This window comes from Pseudomonas sp. (assembly GCF_017744435.1).
In the GTDB taxonomy this organism is placed as follows: Bacteria; Pseudomonadota; Gammaproteobacteria; order Pseudomonadales; family Pseudomonadaceae; genus Aquipseudomonas.
In genome coordinates, this window is sequence record NZ_JAGIBG010000050.1 from 1 (window position 1) to 22915 (window position 22915).

A 22915-nucleotide genomic window follows, 5' to 3' on the forward strand; every position below is an offset into this window, starting at 1 on the left:
AGCAGCAACAGCAGAAGCAGTTTGGCTGATCGGGCCATGTAACCTGTTCCAGCCTCTTCGCGGGCACGCCCGCTCCCACAGGAACACCACAGGTTTCGAAAGCGGTGCAGTACCTGTGGGAGCGGGCGTGCCCGCGAAGAGGCTGGAACAGGTTACATGGCCCGATCAGCCAAACTGCTTCTGCTGTTGCTGCTGCTTGGCTACCAGTTCGGAAGCGGCGATATAGGCTTCCTGGAACTCGTCGCTCTCCAGCCAGGCCATGGTGGTGTCTTCGTCGGCGCCGTCGAGCCAGGTGCGGTAGGCGTTGAACACCAGCACGATGTAGTCGGTAGCGTGCTCTTCCTTGTGGCCCTTGAGTACCAAGGCCAGCAGCGGGTCGACCAGGAACACCGAGATCATCGCCACCAGGCTGGTTTCCTGTGCGGCTTTCATCTTGTCGAACAGCTCTTTGTAGCTGTCGGTCTCCATGGCCTTGTTGAACACCTGCTCGATGCTGGCGCTGTCACCGGCGCTGGCCTTGACCGCCTGGCCGCTGCGCACCATGCGGTTCTGCTTGGCTTTGCTGGCGGCGCGCTTGGCGCGTTTCTGTTGCTTGGTTGGGGTGGCCATGGGGTGAATCCTTGGGGTGTCCGGAAATTGCGCGTATTGAAGCGCAGCGGCCCGGTCGATTCAACTGGCGGGCGTTGTCGGCTCATCCTCCTCGAACCCGCGCGATGCCCGCCCGACCAGCAGCGCATCCGGCGCATGCGCGACGCGGTGGTCCTTGCCCGGGTAATCCAGCGAATGCAGGAAGTGCCGAATGCAGTTGATCCGCGCGCGCTTCTTGTCGTCCGACTTGATCACCGTCCATGGCGCATCGGCAGTATCGGTATGGAAGAACATCGCTTCCTTGGCTGCGGTGTAGTCCTCCCACTTGTCCAGCGACTTGATGTCGATGGGTGACAGCTTCCAGTGCTTGAGTGGGTCGTCCCGGCGCGAGATGAAGCGGCGCAGCTGCTCTTCGCGGTTCACCGAGAACCAGTACTTGAACAGCAGGATGCCGCTGTTGCATAGCATCCGCTCCAGGTCCGGTGCCTGGCGCATGAACTCCAGGTACTGCAGTGGCGAGCAGAACTCCATCACCTTCTCGACGCCGGCGCGGTTGTACCAGGAGCGGTCGAAGAAGACCATTTCGCCCGCCGTGGGCAGGTGCTGGATGTAGCGCTGGAAATACCACTGCCCCAGCTCCTGCTCGGAAGGCTTCTCCAGCGCGACGATCCGTGCGCCCCGCGGGTTCAGGTGCTCCATGAAGCGCTTGATGGTGCCACCCTTGCCCGCCGCGTCACGCCCCTCGAACAGGATCACCACGCGCTGGCCAGTCTCCTTGACCCAGCTTTGTACCTTCAGCAGTTCGATCTGCAGCGCGTGCTTGGCCTTCTCGTAATCCTGGCGGCGCAGACGGGTGCGGTACGGGTAGCTGGCCGGCAGGCGCGCCGAGGTGCTGTCCTCGTTGCTGCCCTTTGGTGCGCTGGCCACTTCCAGCGCGGCCGGGGCCTGGCTGACCTGGGTGATGGTGGGCTCGGGTTTGCGTTGGCGAGGGCGGCGCGTGCGAGCTACGACAGGGGCTGGGGAGGAGGATTCGCCGGGGGCGGGGAGCAGGAGGGTGGCTTCTTCGCTCATGGAGGTCCTTGCGAGGTGGGGTCGAATGTCCACCTGCAATTTTGGGTCTGAGCGAGAAAGGGCTTGTTGATACCGGTCAACGGCGGAGGGGAGAGCAGGGCAATAAATCGCAGACAACAAAAAACCCGCACTAGGCGGGTTTCTTGTTGTCGCTTCGGGTAACTTTGCAACCACCAGAAGCTTGAAGGTGGTGCCCAGAGACGGAGTCGAACCGCCGACACGAGGATTTTCAATCCTCTGCTCTACCGACTGAGCTATCTGGGCGACGAGGTGAATTAAATAGATTTTCTGACGGCCCGTCAACGACTTTTTGAAAAAATTTTAAATTAATTCCGTCGCTTACGTTTCATAGGGTCATTCGGCGGGTGGAACGTACCCTTCCGCCTGGGCGTATTCCTCGCCGGCGAAGAACTTGTCCATCTCGCCCTGGAGGAACTTGCGGTCCTCGCCGTTCATCATGTTCAGGCGCTTTTCGTTGATCAGCATGGTCTGGTGTTTCTTCCAGTCTTCCCAGGCTTTCTCCGAGATGTGGTCGAAGATGTCCTGGCCCTTGGCGCCGGGGTAGGGCGGGCGCTCCAGGCCTGGGAGTTCTTCTTTGTACTTGCGGCACATCACGGTGCGGGTCATTGGGCTTCTCCTGCAATCAGTTCGTCGGCCGCGCGTTTGAGCAGCTTCTTGACCGGGGCGGCGAGGCCCAGGCGCGGCGGGGTGGCGAGGTTATACCAGAGCCAGTCGGCCTCGGCCACGTGCTGGCCGACCGGGTCGACGCGTACCAGCCAGGGCTCGATCGCCAGCTGGAAGTGGCTGAAGGTGTGGGTCAGGCCGTCCAGTGCGCGGCTTTCGGCCAGACGCAGACCGTGCTGGTAGGCGAGGTCGTCGAGCTGCGCGATATCGTCGAGTTCCGGCAGGCTCCACAGGCCACCCCACAGGCCGCTGGATGGCCGGCGGTAAAGCAGGATGGCGCCTTCGTGGTTGGCCAGCAGCGGCATCAGCGTGCGCCGTTGTGGCAGCGCCTTGCGTGGCTTGGGTTCGGGGTAGCGGGTTTCTTCGCCGTGCAGGTGCGCTTCGCAGCCGCGCTGCAACGGGCAGATCAGGCAGCTGGGCTTGCTGCGCGTACACAGCGTCGCGCCCATGTCCATCATCGCCTGGGTGTAGTGGTTGGCACGCTGCTGCGGGGTGAAGCGCTCGGCCGTGGCCCACAGCTGGTTGGCCACCTTGGGCTCGCCGGGGTAGCCGGCCTGGGCGGTGTAGCGGGCCAGCACGCGTTTGACGTTGCCGTCGAGAATCGGCGCGCGGATGCCCATGCTGATGCTGGCAATGGCGCCTGCGGTCGAGCGGCCGATGCCCGGCAGTTCGGTGAGCTGCTCGACGCTACGCGGGAATTCGCCGCCATACTGCTCGACGACGATCTTCGCCGCCTTCTGCAGGTTGCGGGCGCGGGTGTAGTAGCCAAGGCCGGTCCACAGGTGCAGCACTTCGTCTTCTGGCGCCGCAGCCAGGGCCTGCACGGTCGGCAGGGCCTGCATGAAGCGGTCGAAGTAGTTCAGCACGGTGCTGACCTGGGTCTGCTGCAGCATGATTTCCGACACCCATACCCGGTATGGGTTGATGCCCTGTTGCCAGGGCAGGTCGTGGCGACCGTGCTGGTCGTACCAGTCCAGCACGGCGCTGGAGAACTGCGTGGGGGTCATCGCTTGAACAGCCCCTTGAGCGCGTCTTTCAGTTCTGGGCTCACTTTGTCTCCGAGTTTTTCATCGATCTTGTCTTTCAGGCGGTTGCCGGCCAGCTTGGCCGCGACCTTGCCCAGGCCGTCCTGGTCCAGGCGGCAGGCCTTGGCACCGAGCTCCAGCGGGCCGCGGCAGCGCAGCGGCACTTCCACGCCGACGAAGCGTTCGTTGACCTGGCAGGCCGGATCGGGCATGGCGCGCTGGTCACCTTCGACGATCACGCCGATGTTGTAGTCCATGCCCAGCACGCGCAGGTCGAGGTCGCCATGGCCGTTGACGGTCAGGCCCGGGATACGCGCCTTGAGGTCCGGGTTGCTGGCCACGCCATTGCGAATCACCAGGCTGCCGCGCAGTTCTTCGAACGGGGTGTCCTTGCCGCGCGGCTCACCGCTCAGGGTCTTGCGGTTGAGGGTGGCGATGGCCTGGCAGAGTTGCTGTTCGAGGTTGGCGTTGACCAGCACGCCGTCATTGATGGCGAAGTTTGCGCTGCCATTGAGGGTATCGACCAGTGCCTTCTGGCTGTTACCGGTGGCGGTCAGATCACTGGTCAGGGTCAGCAGGCCTTTGACCGGCGGCGTCTGCTCCTTGCCTTCGGCCTTGATGAAGTGCTCGACCGGTACCCGGTTGATCCGGGTGTTGATACCGAGTTGCGGCACGGCAGGGCGTACGTCGAGGTTGCCCTTGGCTTCGAAAGTGCCGTTGTAGAGGCCACCACGCAGGGCCTGCAAGGTCAGCAGGCCGCCCTGGCCGGTGGCCTGCAGCTGAGCGTCGCTGATCGGCAGCTTGTCCAGGGTCAGCGAGCCGAAGGCCAGGTCGGCCTGCAGGTCGAGCACACGCAGGCGGTCGACCGGCAACAGCTTGTCGTCGCTCCAGGCTACCTGGGTCGGGGCGTTGGGCAGCGGCGAGCTACCGGCAGCGGCCACGGCGGTGGATTCCTGTTGCTTGACCTCGGCCTGGCGTGCGGCAGTGGCACCCTTGGCCTCTTCGCTCTTGGCCGGCATGTAGCGATCGGCGTCGAACTTGTCGCCTTTGAGCTGCAGGCGCAGGGCCTGCTTGGCGAAGTCTTCGATGGCCACGCGGCCGGTGAAGGTGCTGTCGTCCAGTTTCACGGCCAGGTCGGCCAGGGTCAGGCTGGTTGGTGTGCCTTGCAGGCGGGTCACCAGCTCCAGCTTGCCGAACGCGGCCGGGTCGGTGGTGGCCGGCAGCGGGTGGCCGATGCCGTCGAGGAAGGTGCGCAGGTTGAACTGGGCGATGGACAGGCCGCCACTCAGTTGCGGGGTCTTGTCCAGGTCACGCACGTTCAGCTCGCCGAGGGCGCGCAGTTGGTTGGCCGAAACTTTCAGGCCGTTCCAGGAGGCGACGTTGGCGCCCATGTCGACCAGCAACTGGCCCTGGGCGCCAAAGGTGACGGTCTTGCCACCGGTAGGTTCGCCCGAGGTTTCGCCGGTCAGGCGCAGGTCTTCGAAGTTGTAGCGCTTGAGCTTGCGGTCGAAGCGCAGCTCGCCGGCCAGCTCGGTGCGGGCCTTGATGGCCGGCTGGCTGGCGCTGAGGAAGGCGCTGGCCTTGAGGGCGATGTTGGTGCCTTCGTGGACCGGGCCGGTGCTCAGCTGGATGCTTTCGGCACTGTAGCTCTGGCCGCTCTTGGCATCGGTGTAGTAGACCCGGGCGTTGTTCACGGTGAGGCTGTCGATGTCGAGCTTCACCGCGCGCTCACTGCTGCTTTCAGCCGGTTTCGCCGGTTGCTCGGCAGGCGCCTGGGCCGGTGCAGTGGCAGTGCCTTCGGTTGCAGCCGGCAGCGGCTTGCCGATGTCTTCCCAGTTGCCGTGGCCGTTTTCGTCACGCGCCAGGTTCAGGTTGAGGCCTTCGACGCGCACATCGCTCATCTGCACTTCGCGGCGCAGCAATGGCAGCACGCGCACGGAGAGGCCGAGCATCTGCAGGTCGGCGAACGGTTCCTTGGGCTTGGTCAGGGTGGCGATGCTGGCTTCATGCAGTTCCAGGCCCAGCCAGGGGAACAGGCTCCAGCCGATGTCGCCGTTGAGGGTCAGCTCGACGTGGGCCTTGTCGCGCGCCAACTGGCGGATCTCGTCTTTGTAGTCGTTGGGATCGAAGAGGTGGGTCAGGGCGAAGCCCAGTGCCACGATGATCAGCAGCAACCCGAGAAGCCCAAGTCCCAGGATTTTGCCGAACGCTTTCATGGGCGAGTCCTTGTAGTCCGTAATGTGAATTCCGAACGGCTGAGTATAGCGCCGCAGGGGTGGGCCCTGCGTATTCGACAAGAGATACAGGGCATTTCTTACTTGTGCGGGATTCGACAGTTGTGGTTTTGGCAGTTCCTTCGGCGCTGGATTCTTCGCGGGCACGCCCGCTCCCACAGGTACTGCAGCGCTCTAGAGAGCTGTGGAAGTCCTGTGGGAGCGAGCGAGCCCGCGAAGAATCCAGCGCAGATGGTGGCGAAATACCGATTCAGCCGCGCGAAAAATAACGATATCAGATTGCTTTCATGTCATCTGCGAGCTGGTACCCTTGTGCCGCTTTGCGGAGCGGCCGCGACCCATTGTCGCGGGCCGTTGCCCAGGAAAAGGCCCCTTCGCCGTGCGTGCGAGAACAAGAGCCCGGGACGCCATCCGCCAGCACTGTCTACCTACAAAAGGATTGAATCCATGAGCAGTACCATCACGGCAGGGGGGCTGGCCAGCGCGCCGAGCTTCCTGTCGAAGGAGCGCATCATCGCCCGCCCGGGCTTCAACCGCTGGCTGGTCCCGCCAGCCGCCCTGGCCATCCACCTGTGCATCGGCATGGCCTATGGCTTCTCGGTGTTCTGGCTGCCACTGTCGCAAGCCATCGGCATCACCGCCCCGGTTGCCTGTTCGGCGGACATGGGCTTCATCGCCCGTATGTTCAGCGCCGAATGCGACTGGCCGATCTCGATGCTGAGCTGGATCTACACCCTGTTCTTCGTCTTCCTCGGCTGCTCGGCAGCAGTACTCGGCGGCTGGCTGGAACACGCCGGCCCGCGCAAGGCCGGCCTGGTTTCGGCACTGTGCTGGTGTGGCGGCATGCTGATCTCGGCGATCGGCGTGAAGACTCACCAGCTGTGGCTGATGTGGCTGGGTTCCGGCGTGATCGGCGGTATCGGCCTGGGCCTGGGCTACATTTCGCCGGTCTCGACCTTGATCAAGTGGTTCCCGGACAAGCGCGGCATGGCCACCGGCATGGCGATCATGGGCTTCGGCGGCGGCGCCATGGTGGGCGCACCGCTGGCCACCGCGTTGATGGGCCACTTCGGCAACGAACATGAGGTGGGTGTGTGGCAGAGTTTCGTCGCCATGGCCGCGATCTACTTCGTGTTCATGACGGCTGGTGCCCTGGCTTATCGCGTACCGCCAACCGGCTGGAAACCTGAAGGCTGGACTGCCCCGGCGAAAATGGCCGGCAATGGCATGGTCACCGACCGCCACGTGCACGTCAGCGTTGCCTGGAAAACCCCGCAGTTCGCCCTGGTGTGGCTGGTGCTGTGCCTGAACGTTTCGGCCGGCATCGGCATCCTCGGCATGGCGTCGCCACTGCTGCAGGAAGTGTTCGCCGGCAAACTGCTGGGCAACGAACTGAGCTTCAGCGAGCTGAACGCCGCGCAACTGGCGCAGATCGCCGCCATCGCCGCCGGCTTCACCGGCCTGTTGAGCCTGTTCAACATCGGTGGCCGCTTCTTCTGGGCGTCGTTCTCCGACTACATCGGCCGCAAGAACACCTACTTCGCCTTCTTCGCCCTGGGCGTCGGCCTTTACAGCCTGGTGCCGAACATGGGCCACCTGGGCAACGTGGCACTGTTCGTAGCGGCGTTCTGCATCATCCTGTCGATGTACGGCGGTGGCTTTGCTACCGTGCCGGCCTACCTGGCCGACCTCTTTGGCACACAGATGGTCGGCGCCATCCACGGTCGCCTGCTGACTGCCTGGGCTGCAGCCGGCGTGCTGGGCCCGGTGCTGATCACCTACCTGCGCGAGTACCAGCTGGCGGCGGGTGTGGAACGTGCAGCGGCCTACGACATGACCCTGTACATTCTCGCCGGCCTGCTGGTGCTGGGCTTTATCTGCAACCTGCTGATCCGCCCGGTCGCCGACAAGCACTTCATGAGCGATGCCGAGCTGGCTGCCGAACGAGCGCTGAGCCACGACAAAGGTGCTGACGGTGCGCGTTCGCTGGAGTGGCACGCTGCACCGGGCAGCCTGCCGCTGGTGCTGCTGGCCTGGGCCGTGGTGGTCGTGCCGCTGGCCTGGGGTGTGTGGATCACCCTGCAGAAGACGGCAGTCCTGTTCCATTGAGGTAGCTGCATGGGGGCGCTTTGCGCCCCTTTCGCGACGCAAGGCCGCTCCTACAGGGTTTTGCGGTCCCTGTAGGAGCGGCCTTGTGTCGCGATGGGCTGCAAAGCAGCCCCAATTCCCCGGTTGTATAGACCTGTAGGGCCGTCCGGCCCCGTAATTCCTTGCCATGCCATATGTCATCCGCGTTTCAAGCCGGCGCGTTCTGGGCCTATAATGGAGCCCTTTTCGCCCAATGATTTTGCGGAGCTGGTGATGGTCGAACGTAAGGCTTCCGTCGAGCGCAATACCCTGGAAACCCAGGTCAAGTGCTCGATCAACCTCGATGGCAGTGGCAAGGCCCGATTCGATATCGGTGTGCCTTTTCTTGAACACATGCTGGACCAGATCGCCCGTCATGGGCTGATCGATCTGGATATCGAGTGCAAGGGTGACCTGCATATCGACGATCACCATACCGTCGAAGACGTCGGTATCACCCTGGGCATGGCATTCGCCCAGGCCATCGGCGACAAGAAAGGCATCTTCCGCTACGGCCATGCCTATGTGCCGCTGGACGAGGCGCTGTCGCGCGTGGTCATCGACTTCTCCGGCCGCCCAGGCCTGCAGATGCATGTGCCCTACACCCGCGCCACTGTTGGCGGCTTCGATGTCGACCTGTTCCAGGAATTTTTCCAGGGCTTCGTCAACCACGCCCTGGTGACCCTGCACATCGACAACCTGCGTGGCCACAACACCCACCACCAGATCGAAACCGTGTTCAAGGCTTTCGGCCGCGCCCTGCGCATGGCCGTGACCCTCGACGAGCGCATGGCCGGGCAGATGCCGTCGACCAAAGGGTGCCTGTAAATGCAGACGGTAGCCGTAATCGACTATGGCATGGGCAACCTGCACTCGGTAGCCAAGGCGCTCGAGCACGTCGGCGCCGGCAAGGTGCTGGTCACCAGCGACGCCGCGGTGATCCGCGAGGCTGACCGCGTGGTGTTCCCGGGTGTGGGCGCGATCCGCGACTGCATGGCCGAGATCCGCCGCCTGGGCTTCGACAGCCTGGTCCGCGAAGTGAGCCAGGACCGCCCGTTCCTCGGCATCTGCGTCGGCATGCAAGCGCTGCTCGACCATAGCGAAGAGAACGACGGTGTCGACTGCATCGGCCTGTTCCCTGGCCAGGTCCGCTTCTTCGGCAAAGACCTGAAAGAAGACGGCGAGCACCTGAAGGTGCCGCACATGGGCTGGAACGAAGTCAGCCAGACCATCGACCACCCGCTGTGGCACGACATTTCCGACCGTGCACGCTTCTACTTCGTGCACAGCTACTACATCAATGCCGGCAAGCCGGGCCAGGTAGTCGGCCGCGGCCACTATGGCGTCGACTTCGCTGCTGCGCTGGCCGATGGTTCGCGCTTTGCCGTGCAGTTCCACCCGGAGAAGAGCCATACCCATGGCCTGCAGCTGCTGCAGAACTTCGTCGCCTGGGACGGGCGCTGGTAAATGAGCCGTTCGAAGACCAAGGCCCCGGTCATCACCCTGGCCCCCGAAGAGGAACGCGAGGCGCTCGACACGCTCAAGCGTTTTCTCGAAGACCGCTTCGAGCTGCAGCTCGGGTCGTTCGAGGTGGCCGAGGTCCTCGAGCTGTTCAGCAAAGAAATTGCACCCCATTACTACAACAGGGCGATTGCCGATGTTCAGCTGCACCTCAAGGAGCGGTTCGAGAGCATCGAAAGCGATCTGTGGGCACTCGAAAAGCCCTGAACCCCCAAGAACAGACAGGTTCCCAAGATGCTGATTATCCCCGCTATCGATCTGAAGGACGGTGCCTGCGTGCGCCTGCGCCAGGGCCGCATGGAAGACTCCACGGTATTCTCCGACGACCCGGTGAGCATGGCCGCCAAGTGGGTCGAGGGTGGCTGCCGCCGCCTGCACCTGGTCGACCTCAACGGCGCCTTCGAAGGCCAGCCGGTCAACGGTGAAGTGGTTACCGCCATCGCCAAGCGCTACCCGAACCTGCCGATCCAGATCGGCGGCGGCATCCGCTCGCTGGAAACCATCGAGCACTACGTCAAGGCTGGCGTCAGCCACGTGATCATCGGCACCAAGGCAGTCAAGCAGCCTGAGTTCGTCGCCGAAGCGTGCAAGGCGTTCCCGGGCAAGGTCATTGTCGGCCTGGACGCCAAAGACGGCTTCGTCGCCACCGACGGCTGGGCGGAAGTGAGCTCGGTGCAGGTCATCGACCTGGCCAAGCGTTTCGAGGCCGATGGCGTCTCGGCGATCGTCTACACCGACATCGCCAAGGACGGCATGATGCAGGGCTGCAACGTGCCGTTCACCAAGGCACTGGCAGAAGCCACCTCGATCCCGGTGATCGCCTCGGGCGGCATCCACAACCTGGGTGACATCAAGGCCCTGCTGGACGCCAAGACCCCGGGCATCATCGGCGCCATCACCGGCCGTGCCATCTACGAAGGCACTCTCGATGTCGCCGAGGCCCAGGCCTTCTGCGACAACTACCAAGGCTGAGGACTGAACCATGGCACTGGCCAAGCGCATCATCCCTTGCCTGGACGTGGACAACGGCCGGGTGGTCAAGGGCGTCAAGTTCGAGAACATCCGTGATGCCGGCGACCCGGTGGAAATCGCCCGTCGCTACAACGAACAGGGTGCCGACGAAATCACCTTCCTCGACATCACCGCCAGCGTCGACGGCCGCGACACCACCCTGCATACCGTCGAGCGCATGGCCAGCCAGGTGTTCATCCCGCTGACCGTGGGCGGTGGCGTGCGCACCGTGCAGGACATCCGCAACCTGCTCAACGCCGGTGCCGACAAGGTTTCGATCAACACCGCCGCGGTGTTCAACCCGGAGTTTGTCGGCGAGGCGGCGGACCGTTTCGGTTCGCAGTGCATCGTCGTCGCCATCGACGCCAAGAAGGTGTCCGGGCCAGGCGAAGCGCCACGCTGGGAGATCTTCACCCACGGCGGGCGCAAGCCGACCGGGCTGGACGCCGTTGAATGGGCGAAGAAGATGGAAGGCCTGGGGGCTGGCGAGATCCTGCTGACCAGCATGGACCAGGACGGCATGAAGAACGGTTTCGACCTGGGTGTAACCCGCGCCATCAGCGATGCGCTGGGGATTCCGGTGATTGCTTCCGGTGGTGTGGGTAACCTGCAGCACCTGGCCGACGGGATTCTGGAAGGGCATGCCAGCGCGGTGCTGGCGGCCAGCATCTTCCACTTTGGCGAGTACACGGTGCCTGAGGCCAAGGCCTACATGGCTTCGCGCGGGATCGTCGTTCGCTGAGACATTGATTGGGGCTGCTTTGCAGCCCTTCGCGGGCACGCCCGCTCCCACAGGAATACGCGTTCCCCTGTGGGAGCGGGCGTGCCCGCGAAGGGCCGCAAGGCGGCCCCAATTGCATCACCCGTGGTTCTTGCCGAGCAAGGCGTGGTAAAGCTCGGTATCCCCAAGAATCCCCACCACCTTGTCATTCTCCTGCAGCACCAGCTTGTTGCCCGTCTGGTAACGAATCTGCAGCGCCTCACGCATGCCAATGTCGGCATGCACCAGCGTCGGTTTGCGCCCAAGCCCTTCAACAGCTTGCCCCGGCACCCAGTTCTGCATGTCCAGCCCGTTCTGCCCCTGGCGTGCGCGCTTGATCGAATTCCCTTCACCCAGGTCCAGCCACGAATCGCCACCCGGGTCCAGGCACACCGAGCCATTGACCCGTTTGCAGTTGTCCAGGCTGCGCATCAGGCTGCGGCCGCACAGCACGTTCAGCGGGTTGGTGTGGGCGACGAAGGTACGTACGTACTCGTCGGCCGGGTTCAGCACGATTTCTTCCGGCTTGCTGTACTGGATGATCCGCCCATCCTTCATGATGGCGATGCGGCTACCCAGCTTCAGGGCCTCGTCGAGGTCGTGGCTGACGAACACGATGGTCTTGCTCAGCTTGGCCTGCAAGCCCAGCAGTTCGTCTTGCAGGCCTTGGCGGATCAGCGGGTCGAGGGCCGAGAACGGTTCGTCCATCAGCAGGATGTCGGCATCCATCGCCAGCGCCCGGGCCAGGCCCACACGCTGCTGCATGCCGCCGGAAAGTTCGTCTGGCTTCTTGTTGCGCCACTGGGTCAGGCCGACCAGTTCGAGCTTCTCGTCGACCAGCTTGCGCCGTTCCTTTTCCGGGCGGCCCTGCATTTCCAGGCCGAAGCTGATGTTCTCGCGCACCGTCAGCCACGGCATCAGGGCGAACTTCTGGAACACCATGGCGATGCGTTTGGTGCGCATCATCTTCAGCTCTGCCGGGGTGCAGTGGGCAATGTCGATGTGCTTGCCTTCATGCTCGACGAACAGCTTGCCACGGCTCACGGTGTTGAGCCCGTTGATGCAGCGCAGCAGGCTCGACTTGCCCGAGCCGGACAGGCCCATCAGCACGCAGATCTCGCCTTTGTTGATATCCAGGTTGGCCTTTTCCACACCGACCACCAGGCCGGTCTGCTTGAGGATCTGCTCGCGGGTCTGGCCCTTGTCCAGCAGCGCCAGTGCTTCGCGCGGCTTGTTGGAGAAGATGACGTCGACGTCTTCGAATCGAATGATGCTCATGCCTCACCCCTTACCGGCAGTTCCGGTTGCTTGCAGATACGGTCGAGCATGATCGCCAGCAGCACGATCGCCAGGCCCGCTTCGAAGCCCAGGGAGATATCAGCGGTGTTCAGTGCGTTGACCACGGGTTTGCCCAGGCCATCGGCGCCCACCAGGGCGGCAATCACCACCATCGACAGCGACAGCATGATGCACTGGGTGACGCCGGCGGCGATGCTCGGCATCGCGTGCGGCAGTTCGATACGGGTGAGCAGCTGGCGGCGCGAGCAGCCAAACGCCTTGCCGGCGTCCATCAGCTCCTGCGGCACGTCGCAAATGCCCAGGTAGGTGAGGCGGATCGGCGCGGCGATGGCGAACACCACCGTCGAAATCAGCCCCGGCACCACGCCCAGGCCGAACAGGGTCAGGGTCGGGATCAGGTAGACGAAGGTCGGCACGGTCTGCATCAGGTCGAGCACCGGGCGCATGGCGGTGTAGAACATCGGCTTGTGCGCGGCGACGATGCCCAGCGGCACGCCGATGGCCACGCAGACCACGGTGGCGAAGGTCACCTGGGCCAGGGTCTCCATGGTTTCCTGCCAGTACCCCAGGTTGAGGATCAGCAGGAAGGAGAGGGCGACGAATGCGGTAAGCGCCCACTTGCGCTGGATGAAATGCGCCAGGGCGGCGAACAGGGCGATGAGCACGAACGGGTTGAAGAAGGTCAGGGTACTGGTGACGCCATGGATCATGAACTCCAGGCCTCGGGCAATGGCGTCGAAGTAGTTCGCGCCATTCTGGGTCAGCCATTCGACGAACGACGCGATGTACTGGCCCAAGGGTATTTTCTGATCGATAAGCATGATAGCGAGCTTCCACCTGCAAAGATTGAAATCAGTCCGGGGCGGGCACGGTCCCGCCCCGAGGTAGCGCTACGACGTATTGCGTTATTGAGCGAGCTTGGCCTTGGCCGCCTCAAGGCCGGGTTTGCCATCCACGGTGGTGACGCCCGCCAGCCAGGTATCCAGCTTGCCGGGGTTGTCCTTTAGCCACTTCTTGGCGGCCGCCTCGGGCTTCATCTTGTCGTCCAGGACATAGCCCATCATGGTGCTTTCATCCTTGAGCTCGAACGACAGGTTCTTCAGGAGCTGGCCGACGTTGCTGCATTCCTGCACATAGTCCTTGCGGGTGTTGGTGAGCACGGTGGCCTTGCCGAACTCGGGGCCGAAGAACTCGTCCCCGCCGGTCAGGTACTGCATCTTGAAGCGGGTGTTCATCGGGTGCGGTTCCCAGCCCAGGAACACCACCGCCTCGTCACGCTTCTGCGCGCGGTCGACCTGCGACAGCATGCCGGCCTCGCTCGACTGCACGATCTTGAAACCGGCGTCCTTCAGGCCGAAGGCGTTCTTGTCGATCATGCTCTGGATGGTGCGGTTGCCATCGTTACCGGGCTCGATGCCGTAGATCTTGCCGTCCAGTTCCTTCTTGAACTTGGGAATGTCGCTGAAATCCTTGAGCCCCTTGTCATACAGCGCCTGGGGTACCGCCAGGGTGTACTTGGCGTTCTCCAGGTTGGCGCGCACGGTATCCACCGTGCCGGCATCGCGGTACTGCTTGATGTCGTTCTCCATGGTCGGCATCCAGTTGCCGAGAAACACGTCCAGGTCCTTGCCGGTGGCCAGCGACTTGTAGGTCACCGGTACCGAGATCATGGTGGTGTGGGTCTTGTAACCCAGTGCTTCGAGCACAACGCTGGTGGTCGCCGTGGTCACGGTGATGTCGGTCCAGCCGACATCGGAGAAGCGTACCGTCTGGCACTGCTCGGGCTCGGCGGCCTGGGCCAGCAGAGGCGCGGACAGCATCGCGACCAGCAACAGCGAGGGTGAACCTTTCATGGATGGACTCCTGTGATTTTGTCTTCGGGTTCGCATGGGTCGCCGGGCTTTCTCAGGGTCCGGTCGACCAGGCCTGCAGAGGGCAGGTTGCGTGGCCGTGCTTTACGAGTCGCTTTCGATAATCCTCCAGCGCCGGGCAATCGCCTACTGGTGGGGTCGTAACCAGTACGGAACGGGTCGCATCCAGTACGGGCGATGTCGTTTATGAGTTTTTCCACCCCTGTAGCCGCATTTTTGCGTCACCACGCCGCTCGAAAGCGGCGTGCAGGTGGCCGAAAAGGCGGCGGCGCTGCTGGACAAAAGTACGTCGGTTGCAGACGGCGAGGGGGTAGGCAAAAGCCCGATGATGCGTGCATTCGTGGCGGCTCGCAGCTTCAGCCTAGCAGTTGCCCCGCCCTGCGCATGGCGCGCAGAGACAAGCCCAGCAAGAGGTGATTCGACAATGGCCATCAGCGTGTTCGACCTGTTCAAGATCGGTGTCGGGCCCTCCAGCTCCCACACCGTCGGCCCCATGCGTGCTGGCGCCTTGTTCGTCCAGGGCCTGCGTGAGCGCGGCGAGCTGGAACAGGTGCAAAGGATCGAAGTGCGGCTGTACGGTTCGCTATCGGCCACCGGCATCGGCCACGGCACCGACAACGCCACCATCATGGGACTGATGGGCGAATGGCCGGACGCCATCGACCCGACCCAGATCGTCCCGCGCATCGCCGACCTGCGCGAAACCAACACCCTGAAGCTGGATAACCGCCTGCCCATCGAATTCGTCTGGGCCCGCGACATGCTGCTGCTGGACGAGAACCTGCCGTACCACCCCAACGCCATGACCCTGATCGCCGAAGGCGCCCAGGGCGAGCTGCACCGCGACACCTATTACTCGGTCGGTGGCGGCTTCGTGGTCGACGCCGCCCAGGCCGCCAGCGGCGTGCTGGATGCCGACCAGACGGTGCTGCCGTACGATTTCAACAGCGCCGCCGAACTGCTGCGCCTGTGCAAGCAAAACGACCTCAGCGTGTCGCAATTGATGATGGCCAACGAGAAGGTCTGGCGCAGCGAGGAAGAGATCCGCGCTGGCCTGCACAAGCTCTGGGAAGCCATGCAGGAGTGCGTCAACAACGGCCTTAAATACGAAGGCACGCTGCCCGGCGGGCTCAACGTGCGCCGTCGCGCCGCCAAGCTGCACCGCAGCCTGCAGGAAATCGGCAAGCCCAACGTGATCGGCTCGACCATGAGCGCCATGGAGTGGGTCAACCTGTTCGCCCTGGCGGTCAACGAAGAGAACGCCGCCGGCGGGCGCATGGTCACCGCGCCCACCAACGGCGCGGCCGGCATCATTCCGGCGGTGCTGCACTACTACATGCGCTTCAGCGATGCAGTGGACGAGTCGAGCGTGGTCGACTTCTTCCTCGGCGCCGCCGCCGTGGGCATCCTGTGCAAGAAGAACGCGTCGATTTCCGGTGCCGAAGTCGGTTGCCAGGGTGAGGTCGGCTCGGCCTGTGCCATGGCCGCTGCCGGCCTTGCCGAAGTCCTCGGGGCGACCCCGCCACAGGTGGAGAACGCCGCCGAGATTGCCTTGGAGCACAACCTTGGCCTGACTTGCGACCCGGTCGGCGGCCTGGTGCAGGTGCCGTGCATCGAGCGCAATGCGATTGCTGCGGTGAAGGCGATCAATGCCGTGCAGATGTCCCTGCGCGGCGATGGCGAGCACTTCATCTCCCTCGACCAGGTGATCCGCACCATGCGCGACACCGGGGCCGACATGCACGACAAATATAAAGAGACCTCGCGCGGTGGCCTGGCGGTCAGCGCCATCGAATGCTGAGTTTCTAGGTAGGCCTCAAGGGCCTCTTCGGGGGCAAGCCCGCCCCACAGGTGTTGCACAGCCTCCAAGGCCGGTGCGATCCCTGTGGGAGCGGGCTTGCCTGCGAAGAGGCCCTTGAATGTTTTCAGTGCACCAAGCCCCATTGCAGTGCATGGCCCAAGCTGACCGATCGTCGGGTGTCGCTATCAGTGCGGGCATTGTCGGTGACACTCAAGAGTGTCGTTTCTGGGCAACCTACACTGCGCGTGTCACCAAATTGCTCAGCCGTTACACGCAAGGCGCTAGCACGGCGGTTTGCGAAGACTGGCCAACTCGACCGAAGTCCCTGATTTGCCGAACGAAGGCGTCGTTTTCAGGTTTTTTTGGATGGGCGTTCAATTTCAGGCACGGCCTTTGCGTTGAGATTGGCAACAAGCCCCTGCACACGAAACTGGGGCCATAACAAGAAATCAGTGCCCGCCTGAGGCACACCCTGCATTTGTGTGAGGAGAAATCGCGATGACGTCGTACACCTCCGGGAACCCAACCCAGAACCGCACAGCACCCCAGTCCATCGGGTTTCTTCTTTTGGACAATTTCACCCTGATTTCCCTGGCATCGGCCGTTGAGCCGCTGCGCATGGCCAACCAGCTGTCCGGCCGCGAGCTGTACCGCTGGCACACGCTGACCGTCGATGGCGGCCAGGTGTGGGCCAGCGACGGCTTGCAGATCACCCCCGATGCCGCCATGCACAACGCACCGCCGATCGACACCGTGATCGTCTGCGGCGGCGTCGGCATCCAGCGCACCGTCACCCGTGAGCATGTCACCTGGCTGCAGGCCCAGGCGCGCCAGTCGCGCCGCCTCGGTGCAGTGTGCACCGGCAGCTGGGCACTGGCCTGTGCCGGCCTGCTCGATGGTTTTGATTGCAGCGTGCACTGGGAATGCCTGGCAGCCATGCAGGAGGCCTTCCCACGGGTCAACATGAGCACCCGCCTGTTCACCCTCGACCGTAACCGCTTCACCAGCTCCGGTGGCACCGCGCCGCTGGACATGATGCTGCACCTGATCAGCCGTGATCACGGCCGTGAGCTGTCGGCGGCGATCTCCGAGATGTTCGTCTACGAACGCATCCGCAACGAACAGGACCACCAGCGTGTGCCGCTCAAGCACATGCTCGGCACCAACCAGCCGAAGCTGCAGGAAATTGTCGCGCTGATGGAGGCCAACCTCGAAGAGCCGATCGACCTCGACGAACTGGCCGTGTACGTGTCGGTGTCGCGTCGCCAGCTCGAACGGCTGTTCCAGAAGTACCTGCATTGCTCGCCGTCGCGCTACTACCTGAAGCTGCGCCTGATCCGCGCGCGGCAGTTGCTCAAGCAGACGCCGATGTCGATCATCGAAGTGGCCTCGGTGTGCGGTTTCGTCTCCACGCCGCACTTCTCCAAGTGCTACCGCGAGTACTTCGGCATTCCGCCGCGTGACGAGCGTGTCGGCTCCAATACCGCGCAGCAGGTGGCGATGATGCCGATCCCGCAGGCCATGACCCTGTCGCCGCACAGCGGGCCGATGGCGGCCCTGAGCCAGGCGCGCAACGAGTCGACGTTTGCCAGCGTAAGGCTCTGACACCGAGCTGCCTGCTTCGCGGTTAAAGCCGCTCCCACAGGTACTGCACCGCTTTTGAATTCGGTGCAGTACCTGTGGGAGCGGCTTTAGTCGCGAAGAGGCCGGTACAGGAAAACGCGATCAGGCGCGTTTGTTGAACTGGGCCAATGCTGGCAAGAGCTGCTTGTCGATGGCCTGGCGTACCGCCGGCAGAATCGTCGCGCTACCGGTATACATCTGCTCCACCATCCCCTTCAGCGCCCGTGCGTTAGGCTCGGTCAACCCGCGTACCACCGCCTCGCAGGCCTGCTCGGCGCTGGCCCCGGCAGGAATGTCGAACCCGCGTGCGCGCAGGTGGCCTGCCAGGTCGTCCTGGTCTATCAAATCCGCATGCATCATGGCTGTTGTCCCTTTTATCGCGAAGAGAGTGCTGCTGTGATTTACGACCGATTCTGTGTCCGCAGCGACAGGCTCGCAAGGGCAGAATGTCGCCATGGCTGGTTTGGCTAAGAACAGGTCGCTCCCGGCTAATTGCTGGCGCCGGGAAGCCAGCAGACTGCAGCTATTCACGGTCCACGAGGGTTTGGTCACCCTCACACATGCACAGTGGATGTTGCTCGCTCTTGGCCCCGGATGCTCACGGCTTACCGGGGCTATTTTTTTGCGCGCTCAGCGGGGTAGTTGCAGGACGCGGCCGATGAATTCCGCTGCCGGCAGGTCGCGCTGGCTATCCACCAGGCCCTGCAGCAATGCCGCACTCTGTTCACTGAAAGGCGCCGACTTCGGCCCGGCCAGGTCCACATGCAACAGCATCTGCTCGCTTGCCGCCAGCACCTCGTCGAACCCGGCCCGGTGCAGGCTGTGATAGACGTGCAGGCGCTTGCGATCGAAGCCGATGATCTGCGTCTGCACCCACACCTCGGTTCCCAGCTTCACTTCGTGCAGGTAGTTGATGTGGGCTTCCAGGGTGAACAGTGAGTTGCCGCTCTGCCCGCGGCTGCCCTCGTCCAGGCCGATGCGCTCCATCAGCGCATCGGTGGCGTAGCTGAAGATCAGCAGGTAGAAGGCATCGCGCAGATGCCCGTTGTAGTCGACCCAGTCCTCCTGGACTGGGGTGCGGTAGGTGATCAGTGCGGGCATCGTCTGCTCCTCAATCGCCAAAGGCCATGCCGTGGCTGGCCTTGCTGGTTTTAACCGCTTCCAGCACGGCCAGCAGTGTGTCATCACGATAGCGCTCCAGCGCGGCGATGCTGCGTTCGCCCAACTGTTCCGACGTGCCTTCGACCACATCGTCGATCAGCTTGTCGGTCAGCTCCGGTGCCGGCAGGTAGGTCCAGGGCAGCTTCAGCGCCGGGCCGAACTGGGCCATGAAGTGGCGCATGCCGGCATCACCCCCGGCCAGGGTGTAGGTGAGGAAGGTGCCCATGAACGACCAGCGCAGGCCGGCGCCGAAACGGATCGCGTCGTCGATTTCGCCGGTGCTGGCCACGCCATCGTTGACCAGGTGCAGGGCCTCGCGCCACAGCGCTTCGAGCAGGCGGTCGGCGATGAAGCCGGGGACTTCCTTGCGCACATGCAGCGGGCGCATGCCGAGGGCGGTGTAGATGGTCTTGGCGGCTTCGATGGCTTCAGGTGCGGTGCGGTTGCCGCCGACGATCTCGACCAACGGCAGCAGGTACACCGGGTTGAACGGGTGGCCGACCACGCAGCGCTCGGGGTGAGTGGATGACTCGTAGAACTCGCTGGGCAGCAACCCTGAAGTGCTGGAGCCGATGATCGCTTCGGGCTTGGCGGCGGCGCTGATCTTGGCGTGCAGCTCGAGCTTGAGGTCCAGGCGCTCGGGTGCGCTTTCCTGGATGAAGTCGGCGTCGCGTACGCATTCCTCGATGGTGGCGACGAATCTCAGCCGGCCCTGCGAGGCACCTGGCGCCAGGCCTTGCTTCTCCAGTGCCGGCCAGGCGTTGGCGATGCGCTTGCGCAGGGCTTGTTCGGCGCCGGGTGCCGGGTCCCAGGCGACCACGTCCAGGCCATGGGCCAGGGCGCGGGCGACCCAGCCACTGCCGATCACGCCGCTACCCAGGGCGGCGAAGGTCTTGATCTCGGTGATGAAGGGCATATCGGTCTCCTGAGTGGGATCAGCGGCGCTTGAGGTTCATTTTTTCCCGGCCTTCTGCCGGGCTGAGCACGCGGCCACCCATGCGGGTGATGATTTCGGCGGCGCGTTCCACCAGCTGGCCGTTGCTGGCCAGCACGCCACGGTCCAGGTACAGGTTGTCCTCCAGGCCCACTCGCACGTTGCCGCCGAGCAGCACGGCCTGTGCGGCCATCGGCATCTGCATGCGGCCGATGCCGAAGCCGGCCCAGGTGACGTTGGCCGGCAGGTTGTCGACCATGGCCTTCATGGTGGTGGTGTCGGCCGGCGCGCCCCACGGGATGCCCAGGCACAGCTGGAACAGCGGGTCTTCGAGCAGGCCTTCCTTCATCATCTGTTTGGCGAACCACAGGTGGCCGGTGTCGAAGATTTCCAGCTCGGCTTTCACGCCCAGTTCAGTAATGCGCTTGGCACCGGCGCGCAGTTGCGCGGGGGTGGAGACGTAAATGGCGTTGCCGTCGCCGAAGTTGAGGGTGCCGCAATCGAGGGTGCAGATTTCCGGCAGCAGGGCTTCGACATGGGCCAGGCGCTCCAGCGGGCCGATCAGGTCGGAGCCGGGGCCGAACTCCATCGGCGATTCACCCGGGCCGATTTCCAGGTCGCCGCCCATGCCGGCGGTGAGGTTGACGATGACGTCGACGTCGGCCTCGCGAATGCGCTCCATGACTTCGCGGTACAGCGCCACGTCGCGGCTGAAACGGCCGGTCTGTGGGTCGCGGACGTGGCAGTGGACTACGGTGGCGCCGGCCTTGGCGGCTTCTACGGCGGATTCGGCGATCTGTTTCGGGGTGACCGGGACCAGGTGGCTCTTGGCGACCGTGTCGCCAGCGCCGGTGAGGGCGCAGGTGATGATGACGTCGTGGTTCATGGCGGTTCCTTGTGGTGTCTGTGCTGGCCTATTCGCGGGCACGCCCGCTCCCACAGGATCAATTTGACCCTGAGCTTTGCGCTGTACCTGTGGGAGCGGGCGTGCCCGCGAAAGGGCCCTGTCAGTTGGCGGTAAGCTTGAGGTTGTCCGCAGCCGGCTTGCCATCGAAGGTGGTCACACCCTCAAGCCAGCGGGCCTTGTCCTCGGGGTGGTCTTTCAGCCACTGGCGGGCCGATTCCAGTGCGTCCTTGTGGTCGAGCAGCGGTTGCATCATGCGGCTCTCGTCCTCGGCACTGAAGTTCAGGTTGGCCAGCAGGCGGTGGGCGTTGGGGCAGCGTTCGGCGTAGTCCGGCGCGGTCACCGTCCACACCGTGGCACGGCCTTCGTCCGGGCCCAGGGCGTCCTGGCTGTCGCCCAGGTAGGCCATGTCGATGTTCACGTTCATCGGGTGCGGCGCCCAGCCGAAGAACACCACGGCTTCCTTGCGCCGCACGGCGCGGTCGACGGCGGCGAGCATGCCCGCTTCGCTGGACTCGACCAGCTGGAACTTGCCGAGGTCGAACTGGTTCTTGGTGATCATCGCCTTGATCTGGGTGTTGGCACCGGAGCCGGGCTCGATGCCGTAGATCTTGCCGCCCAGTTCCTTCTCGAACTTGTGGATGTCGGCGAAGGTCTTCAGGCCTTTGTCATACAGGTACTTCGGCACGGCGAGGGTGGCACGGGCGTCTTCCAGGCTGGGTTTTTCGAGGACCTTGACCTGGTTGGCGTCGACGAACGGTGTGATGGTCTGGGTCATGATCGGGTTCCAGTAACCCAGGAACATGTCCAGGCGCTTGTCGCGGATACCGGCGAAGATGATCTGCTGCGAGGCGCTGGTCTGTTTGGTCTGGTAACCCAGGCCGTCGAGCAGCACCTGGGCCATGGCGCTGGTGGCGATGACGTCGGTCCAGTTGACCACGCCCAAGCGTACGTTCTTGCAAACGGCCGGCTCGGCGGCGAAAAGCGGGGTGGAAGCGATGCTGCTCAGGGCAAGGGTCAACAGGCTGCGGCGGATCAAGCTGTGCATGGTGGCTCTCCATCGGCAGTACATATTGTTATTGAGGGCGGCCTCTGCGGGCCGTGTGGATAAGCTACGCTGGCCACAGGGTGGGAAATCGCACCCTGGCGACCAAGATTTGCACGGAGGCGACCACCTTTCGGCGTGGAGCATGCAATGCCGCAACTGATTCATTTCCTGTTGTTGCCGGGGTTCTCGGCAATGGGCTTTATCAGCGCCCTGGAGCCACTGCGCGTGGCCAACCGTTTCAAGGGGCCGTCGTATCGCTGGCGCGTGCTCAGCCTGGATGGCGGGGCGGTGCAAGCGAGCAATGGCATGTCGGTGAATGCCGATGGCGCTTTAGGGGAGGGCGAGGCGGGGGGTGTGCTGCTGATCGTCGCCGGCTTCGAGCCGCTGGCCTGCTATGGGCCGAAGCTGCAACAGGCGCTGCGCCGGCTCGACCATGATGGGGTGATCCTTGGTGGTATCGACACGGGCCCGTTGGTGCTGGCTGAAGCCGGCTTGCTCGACGGTTACCGCGCCACCTTGCACTGGGAGGCGCTGGACGCGTTCAAGGAGCGCTATCCACGCTTGCAGGTGACCCAGGAGCTGTTCGAAATCGACCGCCGGCGCATCACTTGTGCCGGTGGCACCGCATCGATCGACCTGATGCTCGACCTGATCGGCCAGGCCCATGGCAGCGAGCTGGCGGTGCAGGTGTCCGAACAGTTCGTGCTCGGGCGCATCCGTCCGCGCCAGGACCACCAGCGCATGCAGATCGCCAGCCGCTACAGCATCAGCAACAAGAAGCTGGTGAAGGTGATCGGCGAGATGGAGCGCAACATTGAGCAGCCGCTCAATACCCAGGTGCTGGCCGATGCGGTGCAGGTGACCCGGCGGCAGCTGGAGCGGCTGTTCCGCTTGCATCTGGACGACACGCCCAGTGGCTTCTATCTGCGGTTGCGGCTGGACAAGGCGCGGCAGTTGTTGCGCCAGACCGACATGAGCGTGCTGGAGGTGGCGGTGGCGTGCGGGTTCGAGTCGGCTTCGTATTTCACCCGCTGCTACCGGGGGCGGTTCGAGCGGTGCCCGCGGGAGGACCGATTGGCCCGGGCGGAGTGATGAAGGCCTGCGCCGGCCCTTGTGGGAGCCGCGCTTGCCGGCGATGGGCCGCGAAGCGGCCCCGCGATTTCAAGGTTGTTACATAAATTGCCGGGGCCGCTTCGCGGCCCATCGCCGGCAAGCGCGGCTCCCACAAGGGCCGGCGCAGGCCTTCATCACTC

Annotated in this window: 22 protein-coding genes and 1 tRNA gene; 9 read left to right on the forward strand and 14 right to left on the reverse strand. The window is 63.8% G+C overall.

Features of this window, described 5'->3' with window-relative positions; translation table 11 throughout:
• Positions 1 to 165 precede the first annotated feature (165 nt).
• From J7573_RS24535 to J7573_RS24560, 6 genes are all read right to left on the reverse strand, one after another.
• Positions 166 to 609, reverse strand: coding sequence for a hypothetical protein (locus tag J7573_RS24535; protein WP_027917576.1), 444 nt, complete (start codon positions 607 to 609; stop codon positions 166 to 168).
• Between the two features lie 60 nt (positions 610 to 669).
• A complete protein-coding gene (gene ppk2 / locus J7573_RS24540; protein WP_294340988.1) occupies positions 670 to 1659 on the reverse strand; it encodes a polyphosphate kinase 2 in 990 nt (329 codons plus the stop codon).
• Positions 1660 to 1847: 188 nt separating this feature from the next.
• Positions 1848 to 1923: transfer RNA gene (locus J7573_RS24545), tRNA-Phe, on the reverse strand.
• Positions 1924 to 2013: 90 nt separating this feature from the next.
• Positions 2014 to 2286, reverse strand: coding sequence for an oxidative damage protection protein (locus J7573_RS24550; RefSeq protein ID WP_201202165.1), 273 nt, complete (start codon positions 2284 to 2286; stop codon positions 2014 to 2016).
• Positions 2283 to 3350: an A/G-specific adenine glycosylase gene (gene mutY / locus J7573_RS24555; RefSeq protein ID WP_294340989.1), complete on the reverse strand. Its 1068-nt coding sequence runs from the start codon at positions 3348 to 3350 to the stop codon at positions 2283 to 2285. The genes J7573_RS24550 and mutY overlap by 4 nt, the downstream gene beginning before the upstream one ends.
• Positions 3347 to 5584: an AsmA family protein gene (locus tag J7573_RS24560; protein WP_294340990.1), complete on the reverse strand. Its 2238-nt coding sequence runs from the start codon at positions 5582 to 5584 to the stop codon at positions 3347 to 3349. Before J7573_RS24560 ends, mutY begins: the two co-directional genes overlap by 4 nt.
• A 465-nt stretch (positions 5585 to 6049) precedes the next feature.
• On the opposite strand from J7573_RS24560, the gene J7573_RS24565 reads away from it, so the two are divergent.
• The 6 genes from J7573_RS24565 (at position 6050) to hisF (ending at position 11003) form a co-directional block, all read left to right on the forward strand.
• The gene (locus J7573_RS24565) at positions 6050 to 7711 is read left to right on the forward strand and encodes an OFA family MFS transporter (RefSeq protein ID WP_294340991.1); all 1662 of its coding nucleotides are present in this window, start codon (positions 6050 to 6052) and stop codon (positions 7709 to 7711) included.
• 252 nt (positions 7712 to 7963) lie between these two features.
• Complete coding sequence (gene hisB / locus J7573_RS24570) at positions 7964 to 8557, forward strand: imidazoleglycerol-phosphate dehydratase HisB (RefSeq protein WP_027917570.1); 594 nt, start codon at positions 7964 to 7966, stop codon at positions 8555 to 8557.
• Positions 8558 to 9196, forward strand: coding sequence for an imidazole glycerol phosphate synthase subunit HisH (hisH, locus tag J7573_RS24575; RefSeq protein ID WP_060512243.1), 639 nt, complete (start codon positions 8558 to 8560; stop codon positions 9194 to 9196).
• Entirely contained in the window at positions 9197 to 9457 is a 261-nt protein-coding gene (locus J7573_RS24580) for a DUF2164 domain-containing protein (RefSeq protein ID WP_060512242.1), read from the forward strand.
• 27 nt (positions 9458 to 9484) lie between these two features.
• On the forward strand, positions 9485 to 10222 hold the full coding sequence (gene hisA / locus J7573_RS24585; RefSeq protein ID WP_294340992.1) for a 1-(5-phosphoribosyl)-5-[(5-phosphoribosylamino)methylideneamino]imidazole-4-carboxamide isomerase: 738 nt from the start codon (positions 9485 to 9487) through the stop codon (positions 10220 to 10222).
• A gap of 10 nt (positions 10223 to 10232) precedes the next feature.
• Positions 10233 to 11003: an imidazole glycerol phosphate synthase subunit HisF gene (hisF, locus tag J7573_RS24590; RefSeq protein WP_011536177.1), complete on the forward strand. Its 771-nt coding sequence runs from the start codon at positions 10233 to 10235 to the stop codon at positions 11001 to 11003.
• Positions 11004 to 11120: 117 nt separating this feature from the next.
• Here hisF and choV read toward each other — a convergent pair whose 3' ends face one another.
• From choV to J7573_RS24605, 3 genes are all read right to left on the reverse strand, one after another.
• Positions 11121 to 12299, reverse strand: a complete 1179-nt coding sequence (gene choV / locus J7573_RS24595; RefSeq protein ID WP_054886704.1) for a choline ABC transporter ATP-binding protein — start codon at positions 12297 to 12299, stop codon at positions 11121 to 11123.
• A complete protein-coding gene (gene choW / locus J7573_RS24600) occupies positions 12296 to 13144 on the reverse strand; it encodes a choline ABC transporter permease subunit (protein WP_177408542.1) in 849 nt (282 codons plus the stop codon). Before choW ends, choV begins: the two co-directional genes overlap by 4 nt.
• Before the next feature lie 81 nt (positions 13145 to 13225).
• Positions 13226 to 14173, reverse strand: a complete 948-nt coding sequence (locus J7573_RS24605; protein WP_294340993.1) for a choline ABC transporter substrate-binding protein — start codon at positions 14171 to 14173, stop codon at positions 13226 to 13228.
• A 442-nt stretch (positions 14174 to 14615) separates the two neighbouring features.
• Between J7573_RS24605 and J7573_RS24610 the strand changes: the two genes are divergently transcribed.
• Entirely contained in the window at positions 14616 to 15992 is a 1377-nt protein-coding gene (locus tag J7573_RS24610; RefSeq protein ID WP_294340994.1) for an L-serine ammonia-lyase, read from the forward strand.
• 498 nt (positions 15993 to 16490) lie between these two features.
• Positions 16491 to 17597, forward strand: coding sequence for a GlxA family transcriptional regulator (locus tag J7573_RS24615; RefSeq protein WP_060512237.1), 1107 nt, complete (start codon positions 16491 to 16493; stop codon positions 17595 to 17597).
• Positions 17598 to 17717: 120 nt separating this feature from the next.
• Here the strand turns inward: J7573_RS24615 and J7573_RS24620 are convergent, their stop codons facing one another.
• The 5 genes from J7573_RS24620 to choX all read right to left on the reverse strand — a co-directional run bounded on the left by J7573_RS24620 (position 17718) and on the right by choX (position 21662).
• Positions 17718 to 17975 (reverse strand): hypothetical protein, encoded by a 258-nt coding sequence (locus tag J7573_RS24620; RefSeq protein ID WP_003255717.1) that lies wholly within the window; start codon positions 17973 to 17975, stop codon positions 17718 to 17720.
• Between the two features lie 270 nt (positions 17976 to 18245).
• Complete coding sequence (locus tag J7573_RS24625; protein ID WP_294340995.1) at positions 18246 to 18716, reverse strand: thioesterase family protein; 471 nt, start codon at positions 18714 to 18716, stop codon at positions 18246 to 18248.
• A gap of 10 nt (positions 18717 to 18726) precedes the next feature.
• Positions 18727 to 19692, reverse strand: coding sequence for an L-carnitine dehydrogenase (locus tag J7573_RS24630; RefSeq protein ID WP_294340996.1), 966 nt, complete (start codon positions 19690 to 19692; stop codon positions 18727 to 18729).
• A 19-nt stretch (positions 19693 to 19711) separates the two neighbouring features.
• The gene (locus J7573_RS24635; protein ID WP_294340997.1) at positions 19712 to 20596 is read right to left on the reverse strand and encodes a 3-keto-5-aminohexanoate cleavage protein; all 885 of its coding nucleotides are present in this window, start codon (positions 20594 to 20596) and stop codon (positions 19712 to 19714) included.
• A gap of 121 nt (positions 20597 to 20717) precedes the next feature.
• Positions 20718 to 21662: a choline ABC transporter substrate-binding protein gene (gene choX, locus J7573_RS24640; RefSeq protein WP_294340998.1), complete on the reverse strand. Its 945-nt coding sequence runs from the start codon at positions 21660 to 21662 to the stop codon at positions 20718 to 20720.
• Between the two features lie 147 nt (positions 21663 to 21809).
• Here choX and J7573_RS24645 point away from each other — a divergent pair, with 147 nt between their 5' ends.
• Positions 21810 to 22754, forward strand: coding sequence for a GlxA family transcriptional regulator (locus tag J7573_RS24645; protein ID WP_294340999.1), 945 nt, complete (start codon positions 21810 to 21812; stop codon positions 22752 to 22754).
• Positions 22755 to 22915 lie beyond the last annotated feature (161 nt).